The organism is Roseovarius sp. THAF27 (assembly GCF_009363655.1).
Lineage (GTDB): Bacteria > Pseudomonadota > Alphaproteobacteria > Rhodobacterales > Rhodobacteraceae > Roseovarius.
Map to the genome: position 1 here is coordinate 125,176 of NZ_CP045393.1, position 13,204 is coordinate 138,379.

General features: G+C 63.1%; 14 protein-coding genes. 4 read left to right on the forward strand and 10 right to left on the reverse strand.

Annotation, left to right across the window (positions count from 1 at the left end; translation table 11 throughout):
- Positions 1 to 63: 63 nt before the first annotated feature.
- Positions 64 to 645, forward strand: coding sequence for a DUF1285 domain-containing protein (locus FIU89_RS00605; RefSeq protein ID WP_152490813.1), 582 nt, complete (start codon positions 64 to 66; stop codon positions 643 to 645).
- Between the two features lie 13 nt (positions 646 to 658).
- Here the strand turns inward: FIU89_RS00605 and FIU89_RS00610 are convergent, their stop codons facing one another.
- From FIU89_RS00610 to polA, 3 genes are all read right to left on the reverse strand, one after another.
- Positions 659 to 1,240, reverse strand: coding sequence for a YdeI family protein (locus tag FIU89_RS00610; RefSeq protein WP_152490814.1), 582 nt, complete (start codon positions 1,238 to 1,240; stop codon positions 659 to 661).
- A gap of 164 nt (positions 1,241 to 1,404) precedes the next feature.
- Positions 1,405 to 1,530: a hypothetical protein gene (locus FIU89_RS22760; protein ID WP_261391446.1), complete on the reverse strand. Its 126-nt coding sequence runs from the start codon at positions 1,528 to 1,530 to the stop codon at positions 1,405 to 1,407.
- Positions 1,531 to 1,858: 328 nt separating this feature from the next.
- Positions 1,859 to 4,657 carry a DNA polymerase I gene (polA, locus tag FIU89_RS00615; protein WP_152490815.1) on the reverse strand — a complete coding sequence of 933 codons (2,799 nt, stop codon included), beginning with the start codon at positions 4,655 to 4,657 and terminating at the stop codon, positions 1,859 to 1,861.
- Between the two features lie 433 nt (positions 4,658 to 5,090).
- Between polA and FIU89_RS22765 the strand changes: the two genes are divergently transcribed.
- A complete protein-coding gene (locus FIU89_RS22765; protein WP_261391447.1) occupies positions 5,091 to 5,219 on the forward strand; it encodes a hypothetical protein in 129 nt (42 codons plus the stop codon).
- A 192-nt stretch (positions 5,220 to 5,411) separates the two neighbouring features.
- On the opposite strand, the gene FIU89_RS00620 is transcribed toward FIU89_RS22765, so the two are convergent.
- Complete coding sequence (locus tag FIU89_RS00620; RefSeq protein ID WP_152490816.1) at positions 5,412 to 6,170, reverse strand: DUF2459 domain-containing protein; 759 nt, start codon at positions 6,168 to 6,170, stop codon at positions 5,412 to 5,414.
- On the reverse strand, positions 6,116 to 6,295 hold the full coding sequence (locus FIU89_RS00625; protein ID WP_103762793.1) for a zinc-finger domain-containing protein: 180 nt from the start codon (positions 6,293 to 6,295) through the stop codon (positions 6,116 to 6,118). The genes FIU89_RS00620 and FIU89_RS00625 overlap by 55 nt, the downstream gene beginning before the upstream one ends.
- A 74-nt stretch (positions 6,296 to 6,369) precedes the next feature.
- On the opposite strand from FIU89_RS00625, the gene FIU89_RS00630 reads away from it, so the two are divergent.
- The gene (locus tag FIU89_RS00630) at positions 6,370 to 7,299 is read left to right on the forward strand and encodes an ABC transporter ATP-binding protein (protein ID WP_152490817.1); all 930 of its coding nucleotides are present in this window, start codon (positions 6,370 to 6,372) and stop codon (positions 7,297 to 7,299) included.
- A 6-nt stretch (positions 7,300 to 7,305) separates the two neighbouring features.
- On the opposite strand, the gene FIU89_RS00635 is transcribed toward FIU89_RS00630, so the two are convergent.
- The 3 genes from FIU89_RS00635 to FIU89_RS00645 are packed head-to-tail and all read right to left on the reverse strand — an operon-like array spanning position 7,306 to position 10,161.
- A complete protein-coding gene (locus tag FIU89_RS00635; RefSeq protein ID WP_152490818.1) occupies positions 7,306 to 8,136 on the reverse strand; it encodes an ion transporter in 831 nt (276 codons plus the stop codon).
- A gap of 49 nt (positions 8,137 to 8,185) precedes the next feature.
- The gene (locus tag FIU89_RS00640; protein ID WP_152490819.1) at positions 8,186 to 8,572 is read right to left on the reverse strand and encodes a histidine triad nucleotide-binding protein; all 387 of its coding nucleotides are present in this window, start codon (positions 8,570 to 8,572) and stop codon (positions 8,186 to 8,188) included.
- A gap of 11 nt (positions 8,573 to 8,583) precedes the next feature.
- Positions 8,584 to 10,161: a DUF5928 domain-containing protein gene (locus tag FIU89_RS00645; RefSeq protein ID WP_152490820.1), complete on the reverse strand. Its 1,578-nt coding sequence runs from the start codon at positions 10,159 to 10,161 to the stop codon at positions 8,584 to 8,586.
- Between the two features lie 149 nt (positions 10,162 to 10,310).
- Here FIU89_RS00645 and FIU89_RS00650 point away from each other — a divergent pair, with 149 nt between their 5' ends.
- A complete protein-coding gene (locus FIU89_RS00650) occupies positions 10,311 to 11,129 on the forward strand; it encodes a sulfotransferase family protein (RefSeq protein WP_152490821.1) in 819 nt (272 codons plus the stop codon).
- A 428-nt stretch (positions 11,130 to 11,557) separates the two neighbouring features.
- Here the strand turns inward: FIU89_RS00650 and FIU89_RS00655 are convergent, their stop codons facing one another.
- Positions 11,558 to 12,544, reverse strand: a complete 987-nt coding sequence (locus FIU89_RS00655) for an adenosine kinase (protein WP_152490822.1) — start codon at positions 12,542 to 12,544, stop codon at positions 11,558 to 11,560.
- A complete protein-coding gene (gene nth, locus FIU89_RS00660) occupies positions 12,541 to 13,185 on the reverse strand; it encodes an endonuclease III (RefSeq protein WP_152490823.1) in 645 nt (214 codons plus the stop codon). The genes FIU89_RS00655 and nth overlap by 4 nt, the downstream gene beginning before the upstream one ends.
- Between the last annotated feature and the right edge of the window lie 19 nt (positions 13,186 to 13,204).

Sequence of the window (13,204 nt, forward strand, 5' to 3'; positions counted from 1 at the left end):
ACTCCGGTATGGGCTATATCGCTTGGGTAGAGTGTATCGCGCACAAGCAAAATGGCAAAAGCAATGAGCAATAAATCGGTCACAACCCCGTCAGCGGAAAGCCTTGCCGAAACGGCGCGCCGGGAAGGCGGCAAAGGCCTGCCGCCCGTGCACCTTTGGACGCCCGAGTTTACCGGCGAGATCGACATGCGGATCGCGCGGGACGGGACATGGTATCACGAAGGCACGGTCATCGAGCGCCAGGGCCTGGTGCGGCTGTTCTCTACGATCCTGAAGAAGGAAGGCGACCGCCATTACCTTGTCACGCCGGTGGAAAAGGTCGGGATCGTCGTGGACGACGCGCCTTTCGTGGCGGTGGATTTCGAGGTGGAAGGCGAGGGCGCGGCGCAGATGCTGGTCTTCGTGACCAACGTGGGCGACCACGTGCTGGCGGGGCCGGACAACGCGATCCGGGTGGAGCGCGACCCCGAGACGGGCGAGCCGTCGCCCTACCTGCATGTGCGGGCCGGGCTTGAGGCGCTGATCGACCGCAAGTCGTTTTACCGGCTGGTGGATCTGGGCGCGCACGAGGACGGCTGGTTCGGTGTGCGGTCGGACGGGGCGTTCTTTCCGATGATCCCCTCCGACGAGCTGCCGACCTCGTAAATCTCGGGCAGCCTCAGCGGCGGAACGGTGTCGGACGCCGGTTCGAAGCGGCGCTGTCGACCACATCCTCGATGCGTTTATTGCGGGTTCGCGTGGTCCTGGCCGTCTTGATCCATTCGAGCGTGCCGCGCCGGACGCTGCGCGGCCAGTGATCCCAGACAGACACCAGATCGCCCAGCGCACGGGTCAGGTCGTCGGGGCGTTCGAGACGTTCGACATCGTCGAGGAACGTCCACATGCCGGATTCTTGGGCGGCGGTTACGAGGGCCTCGCCGGCAGGTTGAAGCCGTCCTGCGGCGCGCAGGTCGTCGACTCTGGCCTTGTTTGCCGCGGACCACGCGGATCGGGGATTGCGCGGGGCGATCAGGAGACCGGTGCGGTCGTCATCCACCTTGCGCGGCTGGCTGTCGATCCAGCCCCAGCAGAGCAGTTCCGAGACGATGTCATCGTAGGGCAGGTGGAATGCGGTATGCTTGCGGAAGGTGACGAGCCAGACCGATGGCGACGAGGCGTGATTGGCGGCAAGCCACGCGTGCAGTTCGTCAAGAGATTTGACCTCAATGCTTTCTGCGGTGTCTGCGGCGCGTTTGACCATGATGTAATGGATACGCGGGATCGTTGAAGGCGGATCTTGCAGACACAAAAAAACCCGATGCGGAGGGCATCAGGCGCATTGGCCTTTGCAGGCTCAGGAAGGATAACCCGGGTCGGAACGGGCACCCGAAGGTGCTATGCCCCGACCCGGGAAAACGTCGAAGATTAGTACTTCGTCGTTACGGGCTCAGGCTCAACCGGAACCACGACTTCTTCTTGTTGTTGCTGTGCACAGGCGGCCAGGCCGACGGTTGCGATGAGAGCAGCAATCATTGCGATCTTGTTTTTCATGTGAACAAATTCCTTCCATGTCACGCGCCCGATACTGTGTTTGAACGCGATTTGTTGTCAACACAAGAGCTTGCGTAAAAACGCGAATCTCCGGCTGCTATGGCTTCTAGGACAGCATTTTTGTCACGTAAATGCCTTTTTGAGCGGGATTCCGCGATTTTCAGTGGGTTTGACACTGTTGCAACTGTGCTACTTTTGCACTTCGCCTTGGAAAAGTCACTTTCCCGGACCGCGAAACGACCTACTGCGCGGGCGCTTGATTCCGGCAACTCGTGCTTGGTTCCAAGGCTTTATGCGGAGTGCTTGGTTCCAAGGCTTTATGCGGAGTTCAGTGCGCTTCGGCCCAGTTGCTTCCCCGGCCTGCGTCGACCACCAGCGGCACGTCCAGATGCAGGGCCGGGCGGGCGGCCTCTTCCATCACCTTGCGGGCGGTGTCGATGACCTTGTCCTCGGCGCCATCGGAGACCTCGAACAGCAGTTCGTCGTGGACCTGGAGCAGCATGCGGCAAGGCAGGTCGGCGATGGCGTCGGGCATGCGAATCATGGCGCGGCGGATGATATCGGCGGCGGTGCCCTGGATCGGCGCGTTGATTGCGGCGCGGCGGGCAAAACCGGCGCGCGGCCCCTTGGCGCCGATCTCGGGCGTGTGGATCTTGCGGCCGAAGAGGGTCTGGACGAACCCGTGTTCCTTGGCAAAGGCGACGGTGTCGTCCATGTAGGTGCGGATGCCGGGAAAACGCTCGAAATAGCGGTCGATAAAGGCCTGTGCGTCGGCGCGGGGAATGCGCAGGTTCCGCGCGAGGCCAAAGCCCGAGATGCCGTAGATCACGCCGAAATTGATCGCCTTGGCGCGGCGGCGGATCTCGGGCGTCATGTCGTCCATCGAAACATCGAACATCTCTGACGCCGTCATGGCGTGAATGTCCTGACCGTCGCGGAACGCCTCCTTGAGCGCCGGGATATCGGCGATATGGGCAAGGATGCGCAGTTCGATCTGGCTGTAGTCCAGCGCGACGAGGGTGTTGCCCTTTTCGGCCACGAAGGCCTCGCGGATGCGGCGGCCTTCCTCGGTGCGGATGGGGATGTTCTGCAGGTTGGGATCGGTCGAGGCGAGGCGGCCCGTGCTGGCCCCGGTCTGCACGTAGGAGGTGTGGACGCGGCCCGTGTCGGGGTCGATGTGGTCCTGCAGGGCGTCGGTATAGGTGGACTTGAGCTTGGAGACCTGGCGCCAGTCCATCACCCGGGCGGGCAGGTCGTGTTCGGTGGCGAGGTCCTCGAGCACGTCGGCGGGGGTGGAATACTTGCCGTTCTTGCCGCGCTTGCCGCCCGGCAGGCTCATCTTGTCGAAGAGGATATCGCCCAGTTGGGCCGGGGAGCCGACGTTGAACTTTTCGCCGGCCAGTTCGTGAATCTCGGCCTCGAGCCCGGCCATCTTCTGGGCGAAGGCGGCGGACATGCGGGAGAGCGTGTCCTTGTCGACCTTGATGCCGTTACGCTCCATCTGCGCCAGCACGGGCACCAGCGGGCGTTCGAGGGTCTCGTAGACGGTGGTGACTTTCGCGCGGTGCAGCTGCGGCTTGAACGTGTGCCAGAGGCGCAGGGTGATGTCGGCATCCTCGGCTGCGTATTTCACGGCCTCGTCGATGGGCACGCGGTCGAAAGTGATGGCGGATTTGCCGGTGCCCAGAAGCTCCTTGATGGGGATCGGCGTGTGCGACAGGTAGCGTTCGGCGAGCGTGTCCATGCCGTGGCCATGCATCCCGGAATAAAGCGCGTAGGACATCAGCATCGTGTCGTCGATGGGCGCCATGGCGATGTCGTAGTTGGCCATGATCTTGGTGTCGTATTTCATGTTCTGCCCGATCTTGAGGATCGAGGGATCCTCGAGCACGGGTCTGAGCGCGTCGAGCGCGTCCTGCATCGGGATCTGGCCGTCGAGCAGGGCGTCGGAGCCGAAGAGATCATCCGCATTGCCGTCCTTGTGGCCGAGCGGGATATAGCACGCCTCGCCCGGGTCGATGGAAAGGCAGATGCCCACCAGATCGGCCTGCATTTCGTTAAGCGAGGTGGTTTCGGTATCCACGGCGACGTAGCCGCGGGCGATGATGCGGTCGATCCAGCCTTGCAGCGCATCCATGTCCGAGACACGTTCGTATTTCGCGGGGTCGATGGCGGGCCAGTCGGGGGCGCTGTCCTCGCCCGACTCCGGCGCGGTGGGCTCGGGGATGGCGGGGGCCTCGACATCCAGCGCGTCGGCGATGCGCTTGGTCAGCGTGCGGAATTCCATCTCGGTCAGGAAGGCCAGCAGGGTCTCGGGATCGGGCTCGCGGACCTCGAGGTCGTCGAGGGTGAAATCGAGCGGGGTTTCGCAGTCGAGCTGGACGAGTTTCTTCGACAGTTCGATCTGTTCGCGCTTTTCGATCAGGGTCTCGCGGCGCTTGGGTTGCTTGATTTCCCCGGCGCGGTCGAGAAGTTCCTCGAGGCTGCCGAATTCGTTGATCAGGAGCGCGGCGGTCTTGATGCCGATCCCGGGGGCGCCGGGGACGTTGTCGACGCTGTCGCCGGCCAGGGCCTGCACGTCCACGACGCGTTCGGGGCCGACGCCGAATTTTTCCTCGACCCCTTCGCGATCGATGCGGCGGTTCTTCATCGCGTCGAGCATTTCCACGCCGCCGCCGACCAACTGCATCAGGTCCTTGTCGGAGCTGATGATGGTGACACGCCCGCCGGCGTCACGGGCTTGGACGGCGAGAGTGGCGATCATGTCGTCGGCCTCGTAGCCTTCCATTTCCTTGCAGGCGATGTTGAACGCCTCGGTCGCGCGGCGGGTGAGGGGTATCTGCGGGCGCAGGTCCTCTGGCATCTCGTCGCGGTTGGCCTTGTACTCGGGGTACATGTCGTTGCGGAAGGTGTGGCTGCCCTTGTCGAAGATCACGGCGACATGGGTGGGCGCATCGGCGCCGGTGCTGTCTTCGACATATTTCTGCAGCATGTTGCAAAAGCCCGAGACCGCGCCGATGGGCAACCCGTCGGATTTGCGGGTGAGCGGGGGCAGCGCGTGGTAGGCGCGGAAGATGAAGGCCGACCCGTCGATCAGGTGCAGGTGATGTCCCTTGCCGAATGCCATGTGCCGCGCCTTTCCTTGCTGTCGGGTTACATATCTCACGCCCGCCATGGCAGTTCCAGCCTGAGTTTTTGCCGGGGATCAGCGGGGGTGGAACCAGCGGTGCCAGAGGGCCACGGCATGGGGCGTTGGCGTCCATCCGCCGAAGGCGATGGACGTGGCAGTGCGTGCATATCCGTTGGTGGGGCGAGGAGAAATTGTTGTCTAACAGGTGGTTGTCTGATTTTGCCGGATTTGGAGACACTGATTTTCTGCCGTGACGCTGGACCGAACATCCTGCATCGGGCACACTGTCAGGTGTAGAAAGGCTGATTTTTTAAAGAGATTTGAAGATGTGACCGCTGTATTACGGTCGGCCTTTCTGCACGAAACTTGAAACCTGTGGCGCCGGTCGAGCGCGCCTTGGCCCGGACGCCGCCTCAAGCGGAGAAGGAAAATGGCCAAGACAGATCCCAAACCCCCTGATGCGACACGGCCCAAGCCCGGTGAGCCGGTCAAGACCAGCGATACCGAGAAGCCAATCGTCATTTCGAGACGGGTGTTCAGCGATTTCGCGATGATTTGAGGCGCGGAACCGTCGAAAAAGCAATTTCAGGATCGGCCAGGTCGTGACCGCGCGATATGCGAGGGATGACATTTCAAGGGCCATAGGTCAGCCGCCTGCTTACATTTCCTAGGCTGGCTGGCGATGTTCAGAAATCATCCCCCAATGCGTCTTGCACCGGCGTGGCGATGGAAGGGTAAGATTTGCGTGCAGTCAGCCGGGATGGAAGCGGCGGTGCGAGAGCGTTACGGCGTAGGGTGTCGGGGTCCACGCGCCGAAGCGGATGCCCGCGCGACGCAGGGTGCGAGAGACCCAGGTGTTGCAGGTGCTGAAGATGTGAAAGCGGCCTGTCGCCTCGAAGAACATGTCCGTGCCGGTAAAACCGGGGGCGGTGAGCGCGATGGCCGCGAAGTCGGCGTCCGGTTTCAGCTGTTGCAGGATTGCCGTCAGAAGCGCGGCGTACTCTGCTTGTGTCACCTTCAGGACCGGGCTTTCATACCCTCGGGGAAGCGGCCCGATCACGTCGGCGCGCAGGACGGCATCGTCGCCGGTGACGGCGCGCCAGAGCGTGGCGGCGGGGACATCGCTGTAGGGGCCTTCGTGGGTGTAGAACGCGCGGCTGCCCCAGCCGATCACCAGCCACTCGGCCTGGGGGTCCGAGAGCGGAAGGCCCGCCTGTTCGAGGTGGAAGAAGCGCGCCCGTGTGCGGGGTGTCAGCGGCAGGAGAAGGTCATAGTGGATGGGGCCCGCGACCAGCCGGATCTCGACCGGAGGGCCGTCTTCGGCTGACGGGTTGGGAGAGAGCGGGCCGGGGATGAGGGCGCCTGCAATAGAGGCGAACAGATAGAGGCCGACCAGTGCGACAAGGCCGAGCGCGATGCGGAAGACGGCTTTGCCGATCGTCCGGACTGCGTGGCTCAGACCTTTCCCTCGAAATCGCGGTGCACCAGCTTGGCGTCGCAATAGGGGCATTCGACGAAGCCGATGTCCTGCGGGATGGTCAGCCACACGCGCGGGTGGCCCAATGCGCCTTCGCCGCCATCGCAGGCCACGCGGTAGCTGTCGACGATCCGGGTCTCGGGGGCTTCGGTCACCATTGACGGCGTTCCTTTTGGCTGCAAGTAGGTCCGGGCAGACTATATCCGACAGACACCCGGGGACAAGAGCCGCCATGCCGACAAATGCAATCGAAGTGAGAGGCCTGGAGAAGGTCTATGGCGGCGGCAAGCACGGCATGTCCAAGCCGGCGCTGACGGGCGTGGACCTGGACGTGCCCAAGGGGTCGGTCTTTGGCCTTTTGGGGCCCAATGGTGCGGGCAAGTCGACGCTGATCAACATCCTGGCCGGGCTGGTGACCAAGACCAAGGGGCAGGTGAAGATCTGGGGCTTCGACCAGGACGTGAACCCGCGGCAAAGCCGGGCGTCGATCGGGGTGATGCCGCAGGAGTTGAACCTTGATCCGTTCTTTGCGCCGCGCGCGGCGCTGGAGGTGCAGGCGGGGCTGTATGGCGTGCCGAAAAAGGACCGGCGCAGCGACGAGATACTGGAACTGGTGGGGCTGAGCGACAAGGCCGAGGCCTATGCGCGTACCCTGTCGGGGGGGATGCGGCGGCGGCTTTTGCTGGCCAAGGCGTTGGTGCATCACCCGCATATCCTGGTGCTGGACGAGCCGACGGCGGGCGTGGATATCGAGCTGCGCCAGATGCTGTGGCAGAACGTGCGCAAGCTAAACGAGCAGGGGATGACGATCATCCTGACCACGCATTACCTGGAGGAAGCCGAGGAGATGTGCGACGAGATCGCCATCATCAACGAAGGCTCGGTCGTGGCGCGGGACAGCACGGCGCATCTGCTGGGCCAGATGGACCGGCGCACGATGGTGATCGAGCCCGAGGAAGAGCCCGGCAAGCTGCCCGAGGGCGAAGGCCTGACCGTCGAGACGCGCCCCGGGGGGCAGGTGGCGATCAGCTATCGCGCGACCAGGATGTCGGCCGAGGCGGTGCTGGAGGCGGTGCGGGCCTCGGGGATGCGCATCCGGGACGTGCGGACCGAGCAGGCGGACCTGGAAGAGGTGTTCCTGGAGCTGACGCGCTCGCGCTGAGGGCGCCTACTTGTCCTGCAGCTTGTCCTCGATGGATTTCAGGCGTTGCAGCACCTCGTCACGGTAGGTGTCGGTGCGTTCCTCGGCTTCGAGGTTGTGGGCGTCCTGCATCGAGTTCACGATCAGGCCGACGACGAGGTTCACCACGGCGAAGGTGGTCACCAGGATGAATGGCACGAAGAAGGCCCAGGCGTAGGGGTAAACCTCCATCACCGGGCGGACGATGCCCATCGACCACGATTCCAGCGTCATGATCTGGAAGAGCGAATAGCCCGAGCGTCCGATGGTGCCGAACCACTGGTCGAACAGCGCGGCCTGTTCGGGGGTGCAGGCGGGGCATCCGCCGCCGAACAGCTTTGTCGCCATGACCGAGCCGATGTAGAAGATGATCCCCATCAGCAGGAAGACCGAGCCCATGCCGGGCAGGGCGTTCATCAAACCCTCGACGACGCGGCGCAGGGACGGGGTGACCGACAGCACCCGTAACAGGCGCAGGATGCGCAGGGCGCGAAGCACCGAGAGACCTTGAGCCGAAGGAATGAGCGAGATGCCGACGATCACGAAGTCGAAGACGTTCCAGCCGTTGCGGAAGAACCCCGTGCCGCGGGCGAAGAGTTTCAGCCCGATTTCGACCACGAAGATCGCGAGACAGATCGTGTCCAGCATGACGATCAGCGGACCGGCGGCCGTCATCGCGGTTTGCGACGTCTCCAGCCCCAGCACCACGGCGTTGAAGAGGATCACCGCGAGGATGAAATTCTGAAAGCTCGTGCGGCTGACGAGGGTTTCGACGCGGGCGCGCAGGCCCTGTGGACTGGACTGGATTGACTGGCTCATGGCGCTGGATATGGGGCAGGCTGCGCAGGGGCGCAAGGTAGGGGTTCGATCAGCTGTCGGCCTTGGCCAGCATCCGCCCGAGGCCGCGCCCGCCAAGGATGTGCATGTGGTAATGCGGCACTTCCTGGACCCCGGCCTCGCCCGCGTTCGAGATGGTGCGATATCCCGGTTTGCCGCCGCCCGGGGAGACGCCGGTCATGGCGCAGACCTGCGCGGTGACCCGCATGAAGTCGACCAGTTCCGCCTCGGACGCCTCGGCGGCGAAATGGTCGTGGCAGACATACGGTCCCTTGGGGATGACCAGCACATGCACCGGCGCCTGCGGTTCGATGTCATTGAAGGCGAGCGTGTGCTCGGTTTCCAGCACGGTGTCGTTGGGGATCTCGCCGCGCAGGATCTTGGCGAAGATATTCTGGTCGTCATAGGCAAAGGACATGATGTGCGGCCTCAGTCGGCATAAAGATGGTCGGTTCGGGCGATCTCTAGCGCCTTGTCGGGCGCGATATCAAGGAAACGGGCGATCAGCCCGGCGTTTTCCTCGGGGTCGTTGGATTGTTTCATGATGCCGTGGTTCTCGAACTCGGCATCGCGGATCCGGTCGGATTCGAAGTTGATGTCGCCGCGGATGGTGGGCAGCAGGCGTTCCAGCGTTTCCTTGGGCGTCTGCTCGCCGGCAAGGCCGACGCGGCGGGCATGGCCGACGAGGTAGTGGTCGGTGAACTCGCACTGGATTTCCAGCAGCTTGGTGGTGGACCGGTCGTTGCAGAAATCCTCGAGCAGGTCGAGATTGCCGGGATCCATGCAGACGATCAGGCGGTCGGTCTCGAAATAGTCGAACAGCATCCGCATGAGCGCCCGGCGATGGCGCGTGCGCTTGCCCAGCGTGGCCTGGATGCCGCCCAGGTCGGGCAGGTGGGTGTTTTCCTCGTTGAAGAGGTATTCGATGGCAGGCACGTTGGTGATTTGCCGGATCTTGTCGATCATGCGCTTGGCGACGTGCCATTTCTTGCAGACGATGATCATCAGCTCGCGCTCGCGGCCCAGGGTGCTTTCGGTTTCCCAGAAACGCAGGGCGAAGCGGCGGCCGATGCGCCCGCGCCCGGTGAGAAACTTGAACAGGCTGCGCCCCTCGTCCGAGATGTTGAACCGCGCGGTCTCGTCAGCATAGAGCGCGCCCAGGCGCGTCTTCAGTTCGGTCGCCTCGGCGCTGATCTTGCGGGCAAAGAGGGCGTCCTGGCTGAGCAGCAGGTCGTAATGGTCGTTGTAGAACGTGACCGGCATCCCGTAATCGGTGAACATCAGGAAGGTCAGCGTCCGCGTCCGGATCTCGTCTTCCGGCACGAGGTGCCGCACGAGGGTCTGAAAGAAGGTCTCGTCCGGAATCCAGGTGGTGCGGAAAAAGCGCATCACGTCGCGCCGCTTGCGGGTGAACGCAAGGATCCATTCGATCGTGCGCCGGCGCAGGCACCACCACTGGCTGCCGATCTGGATCTGCAGGTCGGCGGGGATCTCGCGGGTCAGGCGCAGCTTCTTCTGGATGTTGTACGAGGTGTAGAACAGCCACTTGCGGTTCCGCTCGTTGAAGAAATGGCGGTAGATCAGCCGCTCTTCCTTCATGCCGGTCTTGATCCAGTCGGATGCGAAATAGTCGAAGCTTTCGATGTAATCGACATCGTTGGCATCGAGAAAATCATGGGTGTAGCGGGCCGACTTGATGGCCGCGCAATCGCCCGAGAGCATGTAGAAATGGGTCGCGCGGGGGAAGGCGTCGACCGCCGCCTCGATCGCGTGCAGCGTGGCCTGGACGAGCGACCATTCGCCCCAGCCGCACTTGATCCGCTTGCTGGCGAAGGTGACGTTGGGATTGTCGGCCAGCGCCGCGCGTATCTTCCTGTAATGATCGGGATTTGCGCGGGCGTCGAAGTGGATCGACATGTAGTCGCCCGCCGCGGTCAGCATGTTGGCCTGTCCGATGATCGCATCGGGGTCCTTGTGGCACAGCAGAATGAAGGCGATCCTGGCCATGGGCGAAACGATTGACCTGCTCTTTCGTCGATTGATTATAGTGATAGAGGTGAACGTCCGTTGAATAAACAGGCTTTCTTTGGTTTTTTTAACGGGTTAAACACGACTTGACCCGAGAAAACCAAAGCAGCGGGGTTGGAGGCAGGCGAATGGGCTTTCCCGGTACATGGATGACGGAAAGCGAGAGCATGGTCTATCGCGTGGTGCCGAAATGCGCCTGCTCGACCATTGGGCAGATCATGTATTTCTCGGACCATGGGGAATTCTTTGACGGTGACATCCACGACGCCACGGATGGCCTGCACAAATGGGCCCGCGACGAAAGCCAGCCGCTGATCAAGGCCAACGTGCGCACGCACACGTCTTACGCGTTCACCTGCGTGCGCAACCCCTATACCCGCATCCTGTCGTCGTTCTTCGACAAGATCTGCGGCATCCAGCGCAACGGCAAGCGGTACCGCGGCAAGCTGGTGCCCCTGTTGATCCAGAAATACGGCATCGAGGTGGGCGGCGAGGACGGCAAGCAGGAGTTCGACCAGATCAAGAGCTTCCGGCGGTTCCTGCTGTTCACCCGCGATACCATCCGCTGGAAACGCCCGATGGAACCGGACATTCACTGGTCGTCGATGTCGGGGCACGTGTCGACCTTCATCGTGAACGGCGGCACCTATGACAGGATCTTCTGGACGGAGCAGTTCAACGACGGGATGGCGGATGTCCTGAAGGCGACCCGGACGCCGAAGAAGGTGGACCTGAAGACGATCCCGCGTTTCAACGAGAGCGAAGGGCACGGGCCGAAACGGGCGCACCCGGTCGAGGACTATTTCGACGACCTGTCGATGCACCTGGTGAAGGAAATCTATCACCGCGATTTCGAACTGTTCAAATACGATTTCGACGATCCGTCGAACAAGATGCCCATCGGCGAGATCGACCTGGACGAGGTCCACGCCAAGCTGGGCGCCTAGGCGGGGCGCGCGTGCCGCGCGCGCAGGTCTGTCTCGTCGTCGTGCCTCCTCCTCGGGCATATGGCGGGCGTGACGCTTTCGCCCGACCCTCGACAAGATGGCGAGCGCGGTGATCTGAGTATTTGCGGCAAGAAAAAGCCGGGAACGGTATTTTAACGAAGCCGCGGCACGATCGGACTGCGGTACAGGCTGGAGAGCCGATGACCGTGCAAGGAAAAGTCGCATCCGGGTCTCGGGTCTGCATCGGCGCCGTGCCGAACGACGCCCGGCCCGGAAGCGCATCCATGGCTTCTTCTTGCTGAAAATACTCGACTGGCCTGACGCCGGCCTTTCGGGCGGCCGCGTGTCGAACGCGCGGCCCGTCGCAACCGGCGCGGAAAATCCAGGATTTTCCGGACCATTTTCTTTCTTCAAGAAAATGGCCTTTCTCAGACCAGCCCTTCGGCCCTAAACATCGCCTTCACGTCCGCCTCTGGCCGGGCGCCGTAGTGGCTGATCACCTCCGCGCCCGCAATGCAGCCCATGCGCCCGGCCACTTCCAGCGACGCGCCGGTGGCCAGGCCATAGAGAAAGCCTGCAGCAAACTGATCGCCCGCGCCGGTCGTGTCGACCGGGGTGATTTCATCGACGGGGACGGTCACGGTGTCTTCGCCGCGCACGATCACCACGTCCCGGCCCGAGCGGGTGCAGACAATCAGGCCGCTTTCCGAGGCCGCCTGTTCCAGCGCGGTGCCAAGGTCGTCGGTCTTGTAGAGCGCGCACCATTCGTGTTCGTTGCCGATCACGTAGTCCAGTTCGGTCACCAGCTTGCGGAAGTCGGCACGGTGGCGGTCGACGCAGAACGGGTCCGACAGGGTGATGCCGGCCATGCCGCCGCCGTCGCGGCAGGCGCGCGCGGCGGCGAGGAAGGCCGCTTTGCCCTTGTCCTTGTCGAAGAGGTAACCTTCGAGAAAGAGCAGGCCCGCATTGCCCGCGACCGCGTCGTCGACGTCATCGGGGCCAAGTTCGGTCGAAATGCCGAGATAGGTGTTCATCGAGCGCTCGCCGTCCGGCGAGACGAAGATCATCGAGCGGGAGGTCGGCAGTTCGCCTTCGCTGGCCGGCGCGTTCACGAAGTCGGTTCCGACATCCGACATTTCCCGCGCATAGTCGCGCCCCAGGGCGTCGTCGGCCACGCGTCCGATAAAGGCGGTGGAGAGGCCCAGGGCCCCCAGCCCGGCGATGGTGTTGGCCACCGAGCCGCCCGCCATCTGGGTGCGGTTCTGCATGTTGTCGTAAAGGTGTTCGGCCCGGTCCTGCTCAATCAGCTGCATGATGCCCTTTTCGATGCCCATGCGGGACAGAAACCCGTCATCGGCCTGCGAGAACACGTCGACGACGGCGTTGCCGATACCCACGGCCTGGTACTTGCTCATATGGTCTTTTCCTCGAACTGGCAGAGGTCGCGGATGATGCAGGACCGGCACATCGGGGCGCGCGCCTTGCAGTGGTAGCGGCCGTGCAGGATCAGCCAGTGGTGGGCGTGCTGCTGGAAATCCACCGGCACGTGGTCCTCGATGGCGCGTTCGACCGCGTCCACATCCTTGCCCGGGGCGATGCCCGTGCGGTTGCCGACCCGGAAGATATGCGTGTCGACCGCCTGTGCGGGATAGCTCCACCACATGTTCAGCACGACGTTGGCCGTCTTGCGCCCGACGCCGGGCAGCGATTGCAGCGCGGCACGGGAATTGGGCACCTCGCCGTCGAACTTGTCGATCAGGATGCGCGACAGCTTCATCACGTTTTTGGCCTTGTTGCGGTAAAGGCCGATGGTCTTGATATGCTCGATCAGCTCTTCCTCGCCCAGGTCCAGCATCTTCTGCGGGGTGTCGGCGATCTTGAACAGCTCGCGCGTGGCGCGGTTGACCCCCGCATCGGTCGCCTGCGCCGAGAGCGCCACGGCCACGAGAAGCGTGTAGGCGTTCACGTGGTCGAGCTCGCCCTTGGGTTCGGGAGACGACTCCTGGAACCGGGTGAAGATCTCGCGGATCGTGTGGTAGTCGAGTTGCTTGGCCATGGTTTACCTTGTGCCCGCT

What these genes read in the sequence shown, in the direction of transcription:
- FIU89_RS00650 (WP_152490821.1), top strand. Translation starts at nt 10,311, where the DNA reads ATGGGCTTTCCCGGTACATGGATGACGGAAAGCGAGAGCATGGTCTAT.
- FIU89_RS22760 (WP_261391446.1), bottom strand. Translation starts at nt 1,530, where the DNA reads ATGAAAAACAAGATCGCAATGATTGCTGCTCTCATCGCAACCGTCGGC.
- FIU89_RS00635 (WP_152490818.1), bottom strand. Translation starts at nt 8,136, where the DNA reads ATGAGCCAGTCAATCCAGTCCAGTCCACAGGGCCTGCGCGCCCGCGTC.
- FIU89_RS00605 (WP_152490813.1), top strand. Translation starts at nt 64, where the DNA reads ATGAGCAATAAATCGGTCACAACCCCGTCAGCGGAAAGCCTTGCCGAA.
- FIU89_RS00640 (WP_152490819.1), bottom strand. Translation starts at nt 8,572, where the DNA reads ATGTCCTTTGCCTATGACGACCAGAATATCTTCGCCAAGATCCTGCGC.
- FIU89_RS22765 (WP_261391447.1), top strand. Translation starts at nt 5,091, where the DNA reads ATGGCCAAGACAGATCCCAAACCCCCTGATGCGACACGGCCCAAGCCC.
- FIU89_RS00620 (WP_152490816.1), bottom strand. Translation starts at nt 6,170, where the DNA reads ATGCCCCTATTGCGACGCCAAGCTGGTGCACCGCGATTTCGAGGGAAA.
- FIU89_RS00655 (WP_152490822.1), bottom strand. Translation starts at nt 12,544, where the DNA reads ATGAGCAAGTACCAGGCCGTGGGTATCGGCAACGCCGTCGTCGACGTG.
- FIU89_RS00645 (WP_152490820.1), bottom strand. Translation starts at nt 10,161, where the DNA reads ATGGCCAGGATCGCCTTCATTCTGCTGTGCCACAAGGACCCCGATGCG.
- polA (WP_152490815.1), bottom strand. Translation starts at nt 4,657, where the DNA reads ATGGCATTCGGCAAGGGACATCACCTGCACCTGATCGACGGGTCGGCC.
- FIU89_RS00610 (WP_152490814.1), bottom strand. Translation starts at nt 1,240, where the DNA reads ATGGTCAAACGCGCCGCAGACACCGCAGAAAGCATTGAGGTCAAATCT.
- FIU89_RS00625 (WP_103762793.1), bottom strand. Translation starts at nt 6,295, where the DNA reads ATGGTGACCGAAGCCCCCGAGACCCGGATCGTCGACAGCTACCGCGTG.
- nth (WP_152490823.1), bottom strand. Translation starts at nt 13,185, where the DNA reads ATGGCCAAGCAACTCGACTACCACACGATCCGCGAGATCTTCACCCGG.
- FIU89_RS00630 (WP_152490817.1), top strand. Translation starts at nt 6,370, where the DNA reads ATGCCGACAAATGCAATCGAAGTGAGAGGCCTGGAGAAGGTCTATGGC.